The organism is Roseateles flavus (genome assembly GCF_039872765.1).
In the GTDB taxonomy this organism is placed as follows: Bacteria; Pseudomonadota; Gammaproteobacteria; order Burkholderiales; family Burkholderiaceae_C; genus Roseateles_B; species Roseateles_B flavus.
This window is the reverse complement of record NZ_JBDPZC010000009.1, coordinates 187,512-204,608: the sequence shown is the minus strand read 5'-3', so window position 1 is coordinate 204,608 and position 17,097 is coordinate 187,512. Positions and strand designations below refer to the sequence as shown.

The following is a 17,097-nucleotide window of genomic DNA, read 5'->3' as shown; positions in this document are numbered from 1 at the left end:
CCTGATGACCATAGCGACTTGGTCCCACTCCTTCCCATCCCGAACAGGACAGTGAAACGAGTCAGCGCCGATGATAGTGCGGATTCCCGTGTGAAAGTAGGTCATCGTCAGGCTAATATCCCGCCAAACCCCCGGTCCCCAAAGGATCGGGGGTTTTGCTTTTGGGGCGAGGATGCCCGCCGAGTATTCGCGGACGCCTTCCAACAATGCACGGGCGACATTCCGGTGAGCAGATGTCTTCTCCCCGCAGCCCTATCCAGACATGCCGCAGGCGTTGCGCTCTATCGGCGCTCCGGAGGGCCGATCAGTGCCCGCAGTCTGATGGGGCGCGCTGTGTATGCATCCAGACCAGGCGCCTGTCCTGCGCTCGCTCCCCGCTCATCACAACTGCGAGCGACTCGCATTTCGTCCGCTACCCAGGCGTTTCATCCGACGTGGGCGCAGGTCACTCTTCAAGGACGGCGCTTCGTCGCTTAGGGCTGGCGGGCGCCCCCATGACTTCAGATACTGTGTCTACACAATCTGACAGGGCTGGTGGGATCTATGAAGCAAATGCAGCAAGCTGAACGCGTAAGCCGCAAGGGTGCGGTGATGGCCGCTGCATGCCTGCTGGCTGTGAGCCTTTTTGCTCCTGCCCGGCCTGCGGATGCCAGCGAAGTCGTCAAGCTGACCCGACTGGTCCTCACCGGCAAGCGCTCCGTGGACAACGGCAGCAAGGCTGGCCCTGCTCAGGGCCCGATTGAGCGACTTCCCAAGGTCAGTGTTGATGGTCTCCGCATGGATGAGACCCCCACCCAGGTTGCCGGCCAGCTGCGCAGCGGCAGTCGCCCCAGCTGAAGCTTCCTCATCCCTACCGAGGGAACGGGGCCCTGCACCTGAGAGCGCCTGAGCAGTCCTTCAGCACCGCGTTACAGTGCAGGGCATTGCCATTGCCGACCCTGCCTAGATGCCCAAGCTTGTTTCCATTGCCACCGCCGAGCCCGCCCGGACTGCCACGCCCCGCGGAGAAGCGCCTGCTGGGCCTCAAGCAGCCGAGAAGTTTCTGGTGAGCGTGCAGCCTTCTCGCATTGACGGCCACGGCGTCTTCGCCGCTGAGCCTATTCCGGCGCGGCGCAAGATCGGCGAGATGCGCGGTGAGCTGATTTCCGTCGCCGAGGCCCGGCGGCGTATCAAGGGCCGGGCCCGCATCCACATGGTGGAGGTGAGCGAGCGCCGCGCCATCGATGCCACCAATTCCGATGGCCCGCTGCGCTACATCAACCACTCCTGCCAGCCTAACGCGGTGCTGCGCATCCGCCAGGGGCGTGCCGAGTTCTATGCTATCCGCGACATCGAACCCGGTGAGGAGCTGACTGCCGACTACGGCGAGAGCCACCACGAGGGACGGCTGCGCTGCGCCTGTGGGGCCTCCAATTGCAAGGGGCGCCTGTAAGTCTGGCTGCGGCCATGCCGGGCGCGGTCTTGCCCGCACCGTCAATGGCTCGCGAGGGAGGTTTCAGCGGGGCGCCTGGCGCAGATCCTGGGCAGCAAACAGTGCATCATCGATGAGTGCTGCCGCGCCGATGTCCTGCGGCCTGTCGTAGGCCTCCTGAAGATAGCCGAGCAGCTCAGGGCCCTCGTCCATGGTCAGGGCTGCAATCACGCCTAGCAACTCAGGGTCAGCGTCAGGGTGGGCCTCGGCCTGGCACTGGTGAAGGAAGCCCTCCGCCCATGCGCGCGCGGCTGCAGGCATTTGTCCTGAAGGAGCCCCCGCGCCGAGCCGGTCGATCGCCCATGGCAGGACCTCGGCCAGGGGCAGGGCGTCCGGGTCCTGGTGCAGCTGCTGAGGGTCGAGAGCCTCCTGCAGCGCTTGCCACCGTTCTTCCAGCCACGCCATGAACTCGTCCAGGAGCTCCTGTTCCACGAGGGCTTCGGCCCAGTCCTGGCCCCAGCAGGTGTCCAGAACGGCGACCGGCTCGTCGGCGGCTTGGAGGCACAGGGCGGCACACAGATGTCCGTCCAGATGATCCGGTGACAGGGGCGCTGCGCCACTCCGATCATGGACCGGGAGCAGGGCGAGGAGCTGTATCAGGCGTTCTTGCACAGAGTGGGTTTCCTCGGGCGATTGGCGTCAGACGCCGGCCCATTGCCGGTACAGGCGGTCCGCCTGCAGTGGGGCGCATGAAAAGAAAAAGGGGCCTCGCTGGAGGCCCCATGATGCATCAGGCAGGTGTTCAGAGGCGCTCAGCCACCCAAGCCTGCACGCTGGCCAGGGCTGCGGGCACAGCGCGCACATCGGTGCCGCCGGCCATGGCCATGTCGGGCTTGCCACCGCCCTTGCCGCCGACCTGTTGGGCCACGAAGTTCACCAGCTCGCCGGCCTTCACCTTGCCAATGCTGTCAGCGGTGACGCCTGCGGCCAGCTGGACCTTGTCGCCATCCACGGCGGCCAGCACGATGGCGGCGGTCTTGAGCTTGTCCTTGAGCTTGTCCATGGTCTCGCGGAGGGTCTTGGCGTCGGCCCCGACCAGCGTGGCCGCCAGCACTTTGAGCCCCTTGACGTCCACGGCCTGGCTCAGCAGTTCATCGCCCTGGGCCGAAGCCAGCTTGCTCTTGGCAGCCGCCAGGTCTTTCTCCAGTGCACGCACCTGGTCGAGAACGCCTGCCACGCGTTGGGCCAGCTCCGCCGGGGCGGCCTTCAGGCTACCGGCCAGACCGTTCACGGTGTCTTCCAGCGACTGCAGATAGGCGAGGGCGTTGTCGCCCGTCACCGCCTCCACGCGCCGCACGCCAGCGGCCACACCGCCTTCCGCGACGATCTTGAAAAGGCCGATGTCACCGGTGGCCTTGACATGGGTGCCGCCGCAGAGCTCCTTGGAGCTGCCGATGCTCAGCACGCGCACGGTCTCGCCGTACTTCTCGCCGAACAGCATCATGGCGCCGCTCTTCTGGGCGTCGTCCAGTGCCATCACCTCGGCCTTGGCACCGGCATTGGCCAGGATCTCGGCGTTGACGATGGCTTCGACCTTGCGGATCTCTTCGGCCGTCATCGGCGCGTTGTGGGCGAAGTCGAAGCGGGTGCGCTCGGCATTGACCAGCGAGCCCTTCTGCTGCACATGGGCGCCCAGCACTTCACGCAAGGCCTTGTGCATCAGGTGGGTGGCGCTGTGGTTGCGCACGGTCTTGGCGCGCGCCTCGGCGTTGACCTGGGCCTTGAAGCCGTCACCCACCTTGACGGAGCCTTCCATCACGCGGCCGTGGTGGCCGAAGACGTCCGCCTGGATCTTGAGCGTGTCCTCGACGAGCACGCGCGTGCTGGCGTTGCGCAGTTCGCCGCTGTCGCCCACCTGGCCGCCGCTCTCGGCGTAGAAGGGGGTGTGATCCAGCACGATCACGGCATCGTCGCCGGCCTTGGCCTCTTGCACGGACACACCGTCCACGTAGACGGCCGTGACCTTGCTGGTCTCGCAGACCAGGTGCTCATAGCCATGGAAGGCGGTGGCGGCACCGCTGTACTCCAGGCCCTGGGCCATCTTGAACTTGCCGGCAGCGCGAGCCTGCTCGCGCTGCTTGTTCATGGCGGCGTCGAAGCCGGCCTGGTCCACGGTCACACCGCGCTCGCGGCAGACGTCGGCGGTCAGGTCCACGGGAAAGCCGTAGGTGTCATGCAGCTTGAAGGCGGTGTCGCCGTCCAGCTGCTTGTCGCCCTTGGTCAGGGCGGCTTCCAGGATTTCCATGCCGTTGGCGATGGTCTGGAAGAAGCGCTCTTCCTCCTGGCGCAGCACCTCGGTCACGCGGCCTTCAGCCTGGCGCAGCTCGGGGTAGGCCTCGCCCATCTGGCGGACCAGCTCGGCCACGATCTTGTGGAAGAAGGGGGTGCGGGCGCCCAGCTTGTAGCCGTGGCGGATGGCGCGGCGGGCGATGCGGCGCAGCACATAGCCGCGGCCTTCGTTGCCCGGGATCACGCCGTCCACGACGGTGAAGCTGCAGGCGCGGATGTGGTCGGCGATGACCTTCAGCGAAGCGCTGCTCTTGTCGCAATCGCCGGCGCCGGCACCGTCCACGGCAGCCTTGGCAGCGGCCAGCAGGCCCACGAAGGTGTCGATCTCGTAGTTGGAGTGCACGTGCTGCAGCACGGCGGCAATGCGCTCCAGGCCCATGCCCGTGTCCACCGAAGGCTTGGGCAGCGGATGCATCACGCCGTCCTCGGTCCGGTTGAACTGCATGAACACGTTGTTCCAGATCTCGATGTAGCGGTCGCCGTCTTCATCGGGGCTGCCGGGAGGGCCGCCGGCGACGTCCGGGCCGTGGTCGAAGAAGATCTCGGTGCAGGGGCCGCAGGGGCCGGTGTCGCCCATCATCCAGAAGTTGTCGGACAAGTAGCGGCCGCCCTTGTTGTCACCGATGCGCACGATGCGCTCGGCGGGCACGCCCACCACCTTGTTCCAGATCTCGTAGGCCTCGTCGTCCTCGGAGTAGACGGTCACCCAGAGTTTCTCGGCCGGCAGCTTGAAGTGCTGGGTCAGCAGTTCCCAGGCGTAGCTGATGGCGTCCTTCTTGAAGTAATCACCGAAGCTGAAGTTGCCCAGCATCTCGAAGAAGGTGTGGTGACGCGCGGTGTAGCCGACGTTGTCCAGATCGTTGTGCTTGCCGCCGGCGCGGATGCACTTCTGGGCCGTGGTGGCCCGGCTGTAGGCGCGCTTGTCGAAGCCCAGGAACACGTCCTTGAACTGGTTCATGCCCGCGTTGGTGAACAGCAGGGTGGGGTCGTCCCCCGGCACCACGGGGCTGGAGGCGACGATCTGGTGTCCCTTGGATTCGAAGAACTTCAGAAAGGTCTGGCGAATGTCTGCTGCTTTCATGCGGCCACTTTCATTGCGGGCGTGGGCCCGGGGCAAGGGCGTCGGCGACGCGGTAAATACTTGATTTTTGGGGATTTTTGATTATAAGGGCCTGCATTGACCGAGGTGGCTTTGCGGCCGGGGTAGAGTGCTGTCTCCACACCCCCCCATTCCCGGAGTTTTCAATGGACAGCAAGACCCCCGCCCTGGCCGCCCTGGACGACGCCAGCCTGTTGCGCCAGCAGGGCCTGATCAACGGCGAATGGGTCGGCGGCGAGACACGTTTTCCCGTGAACGATCCGGCCACGGGTCAGCTGCTGGCCGAGGTGTCCCGGCTGGGGGCGGCGGAGGCCGAATCTGCCATCGCTGCGGCCAATGCGGCCTGGCCGGCCTGGCGCAGCAAGACCGCCAAGGAGCGGGCGGCCATCCTCATGCGCTGGCACCAGCTGATGCTGCGCCATGCGGATGATCTGGCTCGCATCATGACGGCGGAACAGGGCAAGCCCCTGGCCGAGGCGCGGGGCGAGGTGGTGTACGGCGCCAGCTTTCTGGAATGGTTCGCCGAGGAAGGCAAGCGTGTCTACGGCGAGACCATCCCCACCACGGACAACAACAAGCGCTACCTGGTCATCAAGCAGGCCATGGGCGTGTGCGCGGCCATCACGCCCTGGAACTTCCCCATCGCCATGATCACCCGCAAGGTGGCGCCCGCCCTGGCTGCGGGGTGCACCGTCGTGATCAAGCCGGCCGAGGCCACGCCGCTGTCGGCCCTGGCCGTGGCAGAGCTGGCGCAGCGCGCCGGGCTGCCTGCCGGCGTGCTGAATGTGCTGACCTCCGATGCGCAGGGCTCCATCGAGATCGGCCAGGTGCTGTGCCAGAGCGACGTGGTGCGCCACCTGTCCTTCACCGGCTCCACCGAGGTGGGCCGCATCCTGATGCGCCAGTGCGCGCCCACGGTCAAGAAGCTGTCGCTGGAGCTGGGGGGCAATGCACCCTTCATCGTCTTCGACGATGCCGACCTCGATGCCGCCGTGGAAGGCGCCATGGCCAGCAAGTACCGCAATGCCGGCCAGACCTGTGTCTGTGCCAACCGGCTGTATGTGCAGCGCGGTGTCTATGACGCCTTCGTGGAGAAGCTGTCGGCCAAGGTGGTCGAGCTGAAGGTCGGCAATGGCTTCGAGCCTGGCGTCAACGTCGGCCCGCTGATTGACGCGGATGCCGTCGCCAAGGTGGAAAGCCATGTCGCCGATGCGCTGGCCAAGGGCGCGCGGCTGCTGGCCGGCGGCTACCGTGCCGAGGGCCTGGGGTCCGGCCAGTTCTACGCGCCCACCTTGCTGGCCGATGTGAAGGCCGACATGCTTTGTGCCCGGGAGGAAACCTTCGGCCCCGTGGCGCCGGTGTTCTGCTTTGACACCGAGGCCGAGGTCATCGAGGCAGCCAATGCCACTGAGTTCGGGCTCGCGAGCTACTTCTACAGCCGCGACATCGGCCGTGTCTTCCGCGTCGGAGAGGCACTGGAGTACGGCATGGTCGGCGTCAACACGGGCCTGATCTCGACGGCCGAGGTGCCTTTTGGCGGCGTCAAGCAGTCCGGCCTGGGACGCGAGGGCGCTCACCAGGGCATCGACGACTATGTGGAGGTGAAGTACCTCTGCCTGGGAGACATCCTGCGCTGAGGCGCTGCATCCGGAGGCTCGCCGGGAGGGCCCTTGTCGAAGAGCGCCGGGAAGGCGGAGGGCGGGATGGAGCGGGTGATGGGAATCGAACCCACGTATCGAGCTTGGGAAGCTAGCGTTCTACCATTGAACTACACCCGCTGAGGTGTGGCACCAGCGCGCGGTGCGTGGGGCTGGCGCGGATTATAGGCAGGTTCAGGCGGGGCTCAAGGCGCCCGCCCTTTCTGGGCCAGGGCTGCGGCCAGGGCCGAGGCGCGCGGGCCGAAGGCGTAGGCGTCCATGCCCAGGCAGCCGTAGGTCACGCTCTCGTGCAGGCGCAGGGCTGGCGAGGCCGGGCCACCGGCGCCCGCGGCCACGAACCAGGGGAGCAGGTGCTCGTCGGTCGGGTGCATGTCCACGGCATGCGGGGCCTGGCGGCGGTAGTCCAGCAAGGCGGGCCAGTTCGAGGCCACGGCCTGCTCGGCCCACCAATGGCGGAAGGCCCTGGATTCTGCGACTTCCGGCGCGTCGACCGCCGCCCCGCCCTGGAAGACGCGGCGCAGGTTGTGGGTGATGCTGCCACTGGCCAGGATGAGGACGCCCTGCTGTGCCCAGGGCGCCAGGGCCTGTCCGAGTGCCCACAGCTCGGCCGGACTGGCCTGGGGCGAGAAGCACAGCGGCAGGACGGGGATGTCCGCCTGCGGCACCATGTAGCGCAGCGGCGTCCAGATGCCGTGGTCCAGGCCGGCCATGGCATGTGTTTGAAGCAGATCCGGCAAGGCCGACTGAAGCTCTGCGGCCAGCGCTGGTGCGCCAGGGGCGTCGTATTGCAGCTGATACAGCGCCGGGTCGAAGCCGCCGAAATCATGGACGGCATGCTGGCGTTCGGCCACGAGCAGGGTGGGGCGCCGCGCCAGGCTGTGTGCGGACAGGGCCAGGATGGCCCGCGGGCGCATCTCGGCGCTCGTCACGAGCTGGCGGCCCAGGGCCTGCATGAACAGGCCCGCAGCACCTGGCTCCAGCGCCGTCATCGGCGAGCCGTGCGACAGGAAGAGGGGGGCGATGGCAGTGGCGGTGGTCATGGAAGCATTGCAGCAGAGCGATCGCCGCACAGGGCTGAGGGGACTTGCACGCAGGGTTCAAATGCATTGGACATCCGCCCTTACAGTGCGGCATGGATTCCTCCACCGCCTCGGAGCGCCGCCCGTCTGCTGCGCCTGCTGAACGACCCCGCACGCCCTCGATCTTCCTGCTGGCCTGGCGCCAGCTGCAGCGCGACTGGCGAGCCGGCGAGCTGCGCATGCTGAGCCTGGCACTGGTGCTGGCGGTGGCCGCGGTGACGGCCGTCGGCTTTCTCTCGGAGCGCATGGAGGCCGGGCTGCGGCGCGACGCCTCGCAGCTGCTGGGCGGCGACGCGCTGGTGGCCTCGGACCATCCGGTGGCGCCCGAGCTCCAGGCGCTGGCCCAGCAGATGCAGCTCAAGCGCATGCACAGCGTCACCTTCTCCAGCATGGCGCGCGCCGAAGGCGGGAGCACGCGCCTGGTGACGGTCAAGGCCGTGTCGGCCAGCTACCCGCTGCGGGGTCAGGTCTTGCTCACTGACGGCCGGCGCGTTGGCGCGCCATCACCCGGCGAGGTGTGGGTGGACGCCCCGGTGCTCGACGCGCTGGACCTGAGCTCGGGGGGGACGCTGCTGCTGGGAGACAGCCAGCTGAAGGTCGCAGGCGTGATCCTCAACGAGCCGGACCGGGGCGCCGGCTTCCTCAGCTTTGCACCGCGCCTGATGCTCAACGAGGCTGACCTGGCCGCGACCGGCCTGGTCCAGCCCAGCAGCCGCGTCACCTACCGGATGGCCGTGCTGAGCCCTGCCGCCGATCCTGACGCCGCGGCACGCTTCCTGAAGGAGGCGGGCGCCCTCATCGAACGCCAGGGTTGGCGCGGCTTGCGCCTGGAGAACCTGGAGACAGGCCGGCCGGAGATGCGCCAGACCCTGGACCGCGCCAGCCTCTTCCTGCGCCTGGTGGCCATGCTGGCCGCCTTGCTCGCGGCCGTGGCCATCAGCCTCGCCTCGCGCGATTTCGCGCTGCGTCATCTGGACGACTGCGCCATGCTGCGCGTGCTGGGGCAGTCGCAGTCGAGGATCGCGCGCCTCCACGTGCTCGAGTTCGCCATGGCAGGCCTGCTGGCCAGTGCCGTGGGCGTGCTGGGCGGACTGGCCCTGCATGAGGTCTTCGTGCGGCTGCTGGCAGGGCTGATGTCGGTGAGCCTGCCGGCGCCCGGCTGGGCAACGGCCGTGGGCGGGCTTGGCCTGGGGCTGAGCCTGATGCTCGGATTCGGCCTGGGACCGGTGCTGCAGCTGGCTTCGGTGCCACCGCTGCGCGTGATCCGGCGGGACCTGGGCGGCGTGCGCATGGCCTCGGGCCTGGTGCTGCTGGCGGGCCTCCTCGGCTTTGCCGGGCTGCTGGCCCTGGTGGCCGGTGACTGGAAGCTGGGCCTGGGCACGGCGGGCGGCTTCATGCTGGCCCTGGCCGTCTTTGCACTGGTTGCCTGGCTGGTGCTGCGCATCCTGCGGCGTTCAGTGCCCCAGGCCGGCGCACCGCGCTGGCTGGCTCTCGCCACCCGCCAGCTCAGCGCACGGCCGGTGTTCGCCGTGGTGCAGGTCTCCGCCCTGGGCGTCGGGCTGCTGGCCCTGGCACTGCTGCTGCTGCTGCGCACCGACCTGATCAACAGCTGGCGAGCGGCCACGCCCAAGGAGGCGCCGGACCGCTTCGTCATCAACATCCAGCCCGAGCAGGGCGAGGCCTTCAGGCGCAGCCTGGACAGCGCCGGCGTGAAGGGCTACGACTGGTACCCCATGATCCGCGGCCGGCTGGTGGCCATCAACGGCGCTGAGATCAAGCCCGAGCAGTACAAGGAGGAGCGCACGCAGCGCCTGGTGGAGCGCGAGTTCAACCTCAGCCACTCCGACACCCTGCCTGTGCACAACCAACTGGCCGAAGGCCGCTGGGTGGCCGACGAGCAGGACGGTCTCAGCGTGGAGCAGGGCATCGCACGGGACCTGGGTCTGAAGCTGGGCGACCGCCTGCGTTTTGCCGTGGCCGGGCAGCCCGTCGAGGCCCGCATCACCACCATCCGCAAGCTGGACTGGTCCTCCATGCGGGTCAATTTCTTCGTGCTCTTTCCGCGCCGCGAGATGGCGGATCTCCCGCGCAGCTACATCACCGCCTTCCGTGCGCCCGCGCAGGCCAAGGCCCTGGACAAGCAGCTGGCGCGTGACTTCCCCAACATCACGGCCGTCGATGTGCGCGCACAGCTCGACCAGGTCCAGCAGGTGCTGGACCAGGTGGCTTCCGCGGTGCAGGTGCTGTTCGCCTTCACGCTGGCCGTGGGGCTGATCGTCTTGCTGACGGCGGTGAGCAGTACCCGCGAGGCCCGCATGCGCGAGTTCGCGCTGATGCGCGCCATGGGCGCGGGCTCCCGCCTGCTGGGCCGGGTTCAGAGCGCTGAGCTGCTGGGCCTGGGGCTGCTGGCCGGCGTGCTGGCCGGTGCCGCGGCCTTGCTGATCGGCGCGGTGCTGGCGGCCAAAGTCTTTGAGTTCAGCTGGACGCTCAACCCCTGGCTGATCCCCGCCAGTGGTCTGGCGGGCGCACTGCTGGCCTGGCTGGCGGGCTGGTGGGGCCTGCGTGGAGTGCTGCAGAAGCCGGTCATGCAGAGTCTGCGCCTGCAGGACATCACCTGAATCGCCGGACTCAGGCCCGCACATGACAAAGCCCCCGTGCCGCAAGGCGACAGGGGCTTTGTCCTGATGACCCGCGTGGGGTCTCAGGCCTGGCTCAGAAGGACTGCCAGTCGTCGTCGCCCTCCGCCTTGGGCGCAGGGCTGGCGGCCTTGGGCGCCGGGCTGGCCATGGGCGTGGGGGCAGGTGTTGCCTTGGCCGGGCGCGGGGCCGGACGGGCAGCCGTCGGGCTGGGCGCGCTCGGTGCCGGACTCATGCTCTTGCGCGGCTTGGCGGTGTAGGCCTTGAGCTGGCGCTCCTCCTCGCCCAGGCGGAACACGGACACCACCTCGGTCAGGCGCAGGGCCTGGTCCTTGAGGCTCTCGGCGGCCGCGGCGGATTCCTCCACCAGGGCGGCGTTCTGCTGCGTCATCTGGTCGAGCTGGACCACCGCGCCGTTGACCTGGCCGATGCCTTGGCTCTGCTCTGCGGCGGCGGCGGTGATCTCGCCGATGATGTCGGTCACGCGCTGCACGCTGGAGACGATGTCGGTCATCGAGGAGCCGGCCGCCTGCACGAGGCGAGAGCCAGCCTCCACGCGGTCCACGGAGGCGCCGATCAGGGCCTTGATCTCCTTGGCCGCTTCGGCACTGCGCTGGGCCAGGCTGCGGACTTCCGAGGCCACGACGGCGAAGCCGCGGCCCTGCTCGCCGGCTCGCGCGGCTTCCACCGCGGCGTTCAGTGCCAGGATGTTGGTCTGGAAGGCGATGCCATCGATCACGCCGATGATGTCGTTGATCTTCTTGGAGCTGGTGTTGATCTCCTCCATGGTGGAGACCACCTGGGACACCACGTCGCCGCCCTTGGCCGCTGCGTCGCTGGCCGAGGAGGCCAGCTGGTTGGCCGTGGTGGCGGCGTCCGCCGTCTGGCGCACTGTGCCGGTCAGCTGCTCCATGGAGGAGGCGGCCTGCTGCAGATTCGAGGCGGTCTGCTCGGTGCGCTGGGAGAGGTCCTGGGCCCCGACGGCAATCTCGCTGGAGGCCGTGGAGATCGAGTTGCTGGCCGAGCGGACGTCGATGAGGATGTCCTGGATCTTCTTGGCAAACAGGTTGAACGAGGACGCGATGCGGGCGATCTCGTCATTGCCATGCTCGGGCAGGCGCTGGGTGAGGTCGCCGCCGCCGGCACTGATCTCGTCCAGTGCGGCGCGCACGCGGTCCAGGCCGCCCATGGCCCGGGTGATGGTGGCGGCGATGACAGCGCCGGAGAGGGCCACCATGATGATCAGGATCACGGCGGCGGCACGCAGCAGCGAGCTCAGCGAGGCCAGCGCCTCGGACTTGTCCGCTGCCAGGATGAGGGTCCAGTTGGTGTCAGCGATGGGCACGCCGCGCAGCAGGTAGGTGCCGTCACCGATGGCCGCCTCCACCCAGGCCCCGCCAGCCGTCTGCGCCGCCTTCAGCGCATTGCCGTCCAAGGCCGGGGACAGCGCGCTGGACGGCTTCAGCGAGAGCTTGCTGTCCGGGTGGGCGATGATCTTGCCGTCCTTGTCGACCAGGAAGGCGAAGCCGTTGGGCGTGGGCTTGATGGCCTTCACCGTGGACACCACATCTTCCAGGAACACGTCCGAGGCCACGACGGCCTTGGTGCCGCTGCCGTCCTTGACGGCGCTGGCGAAGGTCACCACCAGCTGCTGGCGGGCCGCGTCCATGTAGGGGTCGGTGAGGATGGGCCCACTGGCCGCTGCGGCCTGTGTGTACCAGGGGCGGCCCGTGGGGTCATAGCCCGCGGGCAGGTTCTGGGGCGCGTTGAACGAGATGCGCTTGTCGGCGAAGCCCACATAGGCCGCGTCCAGGCGGCCGGACTTGGCGGCCTGCACGAGGAAGGGCACGGGCTCGGCTTGATCGGCCACGGGCTGCATGGCCGTCACGATGTCGCGCTGGCTGCGGACCCACTGGGCGATCACCGAGGCACGGGCCGCCGCCAGTTGGTCGAGACCGGCCAGCTGTTGCGCATTGGTGTGCGACTTGACGGTCATGTAATTGGCCACGGTGGCTGCTGTCAGGGACAGCACCACCACCGCGATACCCAGGGCAATGAGCCGGGTCTTGATTGAGTCAAACATCGTCGCTCCTTCTTGGCTCTGCATCGCGGAGCGGTGGCCGCTCCGTCGTCTTGGTCGTCCGCCCCCCACGGGGTCCGGATCCTGGCGGCCCATCTGTGGGGCCTGCCGATTGATTCAGCAGACGGCACCTCGGTGGTCCCGGCTGCTGGCGCCCGGCCCTGCGGCCGGCGCGGGTCAGAACGTCTCCCAGTCGCCGTCGGACGCCGGCTTGGCCGCTGCGGCCCGAGGCGCAGGGCTGTCGGCGGTGCTGGCTGCGGCCGGGCTGCGCGGGGCGCTGGCCGCGGCCTTCACCGTGCTGGGCTTGATCGGTGCGGGTGTGGCCGGCGAGCGCGGGGCGGCCCGCGGTGCCGGGCTGGATGCCGCGGTATGGTGACCGCTCACACGGAACACGCTCACGGCCTCCACCAGGCGCTGGGCCTGCTCCTTGAGGCTTTCAGCGGCCGCGGCGGACTCCTCGACCAGGGCCGCATTCTGCTGAGTCATCTGGTCGAGCTGGACCACGGACTGGTTGACCTGGCCGATGCCATCGCTCTGCTCGGTGGCCGCAGCGCTGATCTCGGCAATGATGTCCGAGACCCGCTGGACGCTGCTGACGATGTCCTGCATCGAATGGCCGGCATCCTGCACCAGCCGGGAGCCTGCCTCGACCCGGTCCACCGAGGCGCCGATCAGGGCCTTGATCTCCTTGGCTGCTTCGGCGCTGCGTTGTGCCAGGCTGCGCACTTCTCCGGCCACCACGGCGAAGCCACGGCCCTGCTCGCCGGCCCGGGCAGCTTCCACCGCGGCGTTCAGCGCCAGGATGTTGGTCTGGAAGGCGATGCCGTCGATCACGCCGATGATGTCGTTGATCTTGCGCGAGCTGTTGTTGATCTCGTCCATGGTCGTCACGACCTGGCCCACCACCTGGCCACCGCGGGCGGCGGCACTGTTGGCGGACGCGACCAGCTGGTTGGCGGTGCGGGCCGAGTCGGCAGTCTGGCGGACGGTGGAGGTGAGCTCCTCCATCGAGGAGGCCGCGATCTGCAGGTTCGAGGCCGTCTGCTCGGTGCGGTGGCTCAGGTCCTGGTTGCCCGTGGCAATCTCGGTGCTGGCCGTGCCGATGGAGTCCACGGAATGGCGCACGGTGCCGATGGTGTCGGCCAGGCGCTGGCGCATGGACTCGGTGTCACGGATCAGGTCGCCGATCTCGTCGTTGCGGGCGTTGTCGACGCTCTTGGTCAGGTCACCGCTGGCGATGGCCTGCACGGCGTCGCGCAGATCCCGCAGCGGGCGTGCCACCCAGTTGCGCATCATCCAGAACAGGCCGTAGCCCAGCGCCGCGGTGGCGCCGCCCAGCATGATCCAGAAGGGCACCATGGTGCGCCAGTGGCTGGCCAGCGCCTCGCTGCTGGACACCTGGGACACGACCCAGTAGCCGGCCGCATCGTTCTTGCGGAGCACGGCGACGTAGGAGCTGCCGCTGGCGCCCAGGACATTGGGCGTGCTGGACATGTAGCCGTCGCTGGTCTTGCCCAGCTCGACGAGGAAGGGCTCGATGTCGGGGGACAGCTCGCTCACGGCCTTGCCCTTGGCCGTCGGGTGGGCCAGGAAGCGACCGCCCTTGCCGTCCTTGCCCACGGCCACCACGTAGGTGCCGCCGGTCTCGAAGAAGCGTGAGTCCTTGGCCATCTTCTCCATGGCCTTCTGGAAGCCTTCCATGTCCAGGGCGATGGCCAGGATGCCGATGACCTTGCCGGCCTCGTTCTTGATGGGGTCGTAGTAGGCCATGAAGGCCTTGCCATTGAGCACGGCACGACCGGCAAATGGCTGGCCCTGCATCATGGAGGCGAAGGCCGGGTGGTCCTTGCCCAGCATCTGGCCGACGGAGCGCTCGCCGCTGGCGGTCTTGAGGGAGCTGGTGATGCGGACGAAATCGCCGTCCTTGGCCGCGAACACGCTGGCGGCGCCGCCGGTGGTGCCGGCGAACTTGTCGACCTGCGTGGTGTTGCCGTTCAGCTTGGGGCCCCAGTCGCGCAGGTCGCCCGTGGCCTCGTCCAGCTGGAACACCGGGCCGAACTCCTGGCGGAAGGCGCCGTAGGACTGCTTCACCATGGTCTTGGCGACCTCGTCCATGGCGTCCAGGGCATCGATCAAGGTCTGGGTCTTGTCGCCGACCCAGGCGATCGTGCGATCGTTGGCGACGCGCGTCAGCAACACGCTGAGGATGGCGCTGGTCCCCAGCAGGATGGCCGCGATGGCCGTGACGCCCACCATGGACACGCGGCGCGCGATGGAGGTGGATGAGCTAGACATTCCGGAAACTCCCAACTCTCAAAACGAGGTGCACCTCCCACCTCTGAAACCTGGCAGCAGGGTGGGTGTTCTCCTGCTGCCGTGAGCCAGCTGGCATCAGCTGGTCAGGCTGTCCATCAGGCCCATGTCGGCACTGCTCATGAGACCTTCGATGTCCATCAGGATCAGCATGCGGTCACTGACGGCGCCGATGCCGGTGATGAAGCTGGTGTCGACCGCGCTGGCGTTGAGCTCGGGGGCCGGGCGGATGGCATCGCGCGACAGCTCCAGCACATCGGACACGGAATCCACCACGGCGCCGACCACTCGGCTCTTCACGTTCAGCACGATGACCACGGTGAAGCTGTTGTACTCGGCCGTCGGGCAGCCCAGCTTCAGGCGCAGGTCCACGATGGGGACGATCACGCCGCGCAGATTGACCACGCCCTTGATGAAGTCCGGCGAATTGGCGATGCGGGTGGGCGGCTCGTAGGAACGGATCTCCTGGACCTTCAGGATGTCGATGCCGTATTCCTCAGCACCCAGCCGGAAGGTGAGGTACTCGCCACTGGCCGGGCCATGGTTCTTCACCGCGACGGCGCCGCCTTCATGTCGAACGACCTGATTCGATTGTTGGACGATTTCCATGTTGACCTCAGCAGGGGTTGATTGGGTGTTGACAGGTGTTCTCAAAGGCTCAGAAGGTTTCCCAGTCGCCTTCGCTGGACGGCGCAGCCGGCTTGCCGGCCGCGGGCCTGGGCGTCGCGGCTGCAGCCGTTGCTGCAGCAGGGCGGACCATCGGGGCCGATGCGGGCCTGCCGGCGCTGCCGCTGGCCCGGCTGGCCGAAACGGTGGCTGCCGGGCGCGGCTTGGTTGACGTGCTGCCGGCCGCGGCGCCTGGTGTGCGGCGGGGCTTGGCGATCGAGGCAGACAGCTCGACGCCGCCGGTGATCTTGAAGCGGCCCACTGCCTGGGCCAGCTGCTCGGCCTGGTCACGCAGACTTTCCGCGGCGGCAGCGGACTGCTCGACCAGCGCAGCGTTCTGCTGCGTCATCTGGTCCAGCTCCACCACCGACTGGTTGACCTGGCCGATGCCATCGCTCTGCTCGCTGGCCGCGGCGGTGATCTCGCCGATGATGTCCGTCACGCGCTGCACGCTGGAGACGATGTCGGTCATCGACTCGCCGGCTTCCTGGACCAGCTTGGCGCCGGTCTCCACCCGCTCGACGCTGGCGCCGATCAGGGTCTTGATCTCGCGGGCCGCGCCGGCGCTGCGCTGGGCCAGCGAGCGGACCTCGCCAGCGACCACGGCGAAGCCGCGGCCCTGCTCGCCGGCCCGGGCGGCCTCGACAGCGGCGTTCAGCGCCAGGATGTTGGTCTGGAAGGCGATGCCATCGATGACGCCGATGATGTCGCCGATGCGCTTGGAGCTGACGTTGATCTCGTCCATCGTGGCGACGACCTGGCTCACCACCTCACCGCCCTTGGCCGCCGCCGAGGAGGCGGAGCTGGCCAGCTGGTTGGCGGTGCGGGCAGAGTCCGCCGTCTGCTTGACCGTGCCGGTCAGCTGCACCATGGAGGAGGCGGCCTGCTGCAGATTGCTGGCCGTCTGTTCGGTGCGGCCGGAGAGGTCCTGGTTGCCGCTGGCGATCTCCACCGATGCGGTGCGGATATGGTCCGCCGAGGTCCGCAGCTGACCCACCAGGTCCTGCAGGGCCTTCTGCATCAGCTGCAGGCTGTGCAGCAGGTGCGAGGCCTCGTCCTTGCCCTCGATGGGGCGGTCGTCGTTGGTCAGGTCACCCTTGGCGATGGCGCTGGCCAGCTCCTCGGCCTCGGCCAGGGGCTTGCAGATGCTGTACATGTTCAGCAGGGTCAGCGGCACGACCACCACGGCGCTGGCGATCAGCACGATCACGAAGACCGTCAGCACATTGCCCTGCGTCTTGGCGGCCGTCTCCTGCAGCTGGCGGGAGTCCTTGAGCAGGATGGCCTGGTAGTCCATCACCAGCTTGTCGGCTTCGGTGGCCAGATCCTTGGCGCCGGCCAGCATGCGGTCGGCCACGGCGGCGTTGTCGTAGGCGCCGGCCTCCAGCTGCTGCAGCACGGGCTTGGCCTTGGCGTCGTAGTCGCCGAGCACACTGGGCAGGCGGCTCAGCGGGCCGGTGTCGGAGCCGTGCTGGAGGGCCTTGCCGATCTTCAGCACTTCGTCGCGGGACTGCTCCCAGCGCTGGCGAAGCGCCTTCACGTTCTCCGGCTTCTCGTAGTTGACGATCATGTCCTTTTCGAAGCGACGCATGTCACCCAGGGCATGGACCAAACTGGTCAGCTCCGTGGAGTCGTTGACCGAGCGCTGGAGGATGTCGTCGGACTGCTTGCGCATGGAGTTCATGCCAAACAGACCCACGCTGCCCAGGGTCAGCAGCAAGGTCAGCACCATCACGATGGCGCCAATCATGCGCAGGCGGATGCTGAACTGCCGCAACAGCGAGCTCATGCTCATTGGAGATGCTC

The 17,097-nt window shown here is 68.0% G+C and carries 11 protein-coding genes, 1 tRNA gene and 1 rRNA gene; 5 read left to right on the top strand and 8 right to left on the bottom strand.

All coding sequences use genetic code 11. The features are described from left to right. From rrf to ABDJ40_RS18860, 3 genes are all read left to right on the top strand, one after another. Positions 1-113, top strand: a 5S ribosomal RNA gene (gene rrf / locus ABDJ40_RS18870). A 430-nt stretch (positions 114-543) separates the two neighbouring features. Continuing rightward, entirely contained in the window at positions 544-837 is a 294-nt protein-coding gene (locus tag ABDJ40_RS18865; protein ID WP_347611921.1) for a hypothetical protein, read from the top strand. Between the two features lie 208 nt (positions 838-1,045). Beyond that, on the top strand, positions 1,046-1,432 hold the full coding sequence (locus ABDJ40_RS18860) for an SET domain-containing protein (protein WP_269633755.1): 387 nt from the start codon (positions 1,046-1,048) through the stop codon (positions 1,430-1,432). Positions 1,433-1,495: 63 nt separating this feature from the next. Here the strand turns inward: ABDJ40_RS18860 and ABDJ40_RS18855 are convergent, their stop codons facing one another. Beyond that, a complete protein-coding gene (locus ABDJ40_RS18855; RefSeq protein WP_347611919.1) occupies positions 1,496-2,083 on the bottom strand; it encodes a UPF0149 family protein in 588 nt (195 codons plus the stop codon). Between the two features lie 130 nt (positions 2,084-2,213). Next, on the bottom strand, positions 2,214-4,841 hold the full coding sequence (gene alaS, locus ABDJ40_RS18850; RefSeq protein WP_347611918.1) for an alanine--tRNA ligase: 2,628 nt from the start codon (positions 4,839-4,841) through the stop codon (positions 2,214-2,216). A 164-nt stretch (positions 4,842-5,005) separates the two neighbouring features. Here alaS and ABDJ40_RS18845 point away from each other — a divergent pair, with 164 nt between their 5' ends. After that, the gene (locus ABDJ40_RS18845; protein ID WP_347611915.1) at positions 5,006-6,496 is read left to right on the top strand and encodes an NAD-dependent succinate-semialdehyde dehydrogenase; all 1,491 of its coding nucleotides are present in this window, start codon (positions 5,006-5,008) and stop codon (positions 6,494-6,496) included. A gap of 67 nt (positions 6,497-6,563) precedes the next feature. Here ABDJ40_RS18845 and ABDJ40_RS18840 read toward each other — a convergent pair. Both ABDJ40_RS18840 and ABDJ40_RS18835 read right to left on the bottom strand, forming a co-directional pair. Next, a tRNA-Gly gene (locus ABDJ40_RS18840) sits at positions 6,564-6,637 on the bottom strand. A gap of 65 nt (positions 6,638-6,702) precedes the next feature. Further along, complete coding sequence (locus tag ABDJ40_RS18835) at positions 6,703-7,557, bottom strand: dioxygenase family protein (RefSeq protein WP_347611913.1); 855 nt, start codon at positions 7,555-7,557, stop codon at positions 6,703-6,705. A gap of 92 nt (positions 7,558-7,649) precedes the next feature. Between ABDJ40_RS18835 and ABDJ40_RS18830 the strand changes: the two genes are divergently transcribed. Next, positions 7,650-10,214 (top strand): ABC transporter permease, encoded by a 2,565-nt coding sequence (locus tag ABDJ40_RS18830; RefSeq protein ID WP_347611911.1) that lies wholly within the window; start codon positions 7,650-7,652, stop codon positions 10,212-10,214. A gap of 94 nt (positions 10,215-10,308) precedes the next feature. Here ABDJ40_RS18830 and ABDJ40_RS18825 read toward each other — a convergent pair whose 3' ends face one another. The 4 genes from ABDJ40_RS18825 to ABDJ40_RS18810 all read right to left on the bottom strand — a co-directional run bounded on the left by ABDJ40_RS18825 (position 10,309) and on the right by ABDJ40_RS18810 (position 17,086). After that, positions 10,309-12,315, bottom strand: coding sequence for a methyl-accepting chemotaxis protein (locus ABDJ40_RS18825; RefSeq protein ID WP_347611910.1), 2,007 nt, complete (start codon positions 12,313-12,315; stop codon positions 10,309-10,311). A 174-nt stretch (positions 12,316-12,489) separates the two neighbouring features. Next, complete coding sequence (locus ABDJ40_RS18820) at positions 12,490-14,607, bottom strand: methyl-accepting chemotaxis protein (RefSeq protein ID WP_347611909.1); 2,118 nt, start codon at positions 14,605-14,607, stop codon at positions 12,490-12,492. A gap of 96 nt (positions 14,608-14,703) precedes the next feature. After that, positions 14,704-15,234: a chemotaxis protein CheW gene (locus ABDJ40_RS18815; protein WP_183105294.1), complete on the bottom strand. Its 531-nt coding sequence runs from the start codon at positions 15,232-15,234 to the stop codon at positions 14,704-14,706. Positions 15,235-15,283: 49 nt separating this feature from the next. Beyond that, positions 15,284-17,086 carry a methyl-accepting chemotaxis protein gene (locus ABDJ40_RS18810; RefSeq protein WP_430765659.1) on the bottom strand — a complete coding sequence of 601 codons (1,803 nt, stop codon included), beginning with the start codon at positions 17,084-17,086 and terminating at the stop codon, positions 15,284-15,286. Positions 17,087-17,097 lie beyond the last annotated feature (11 nt).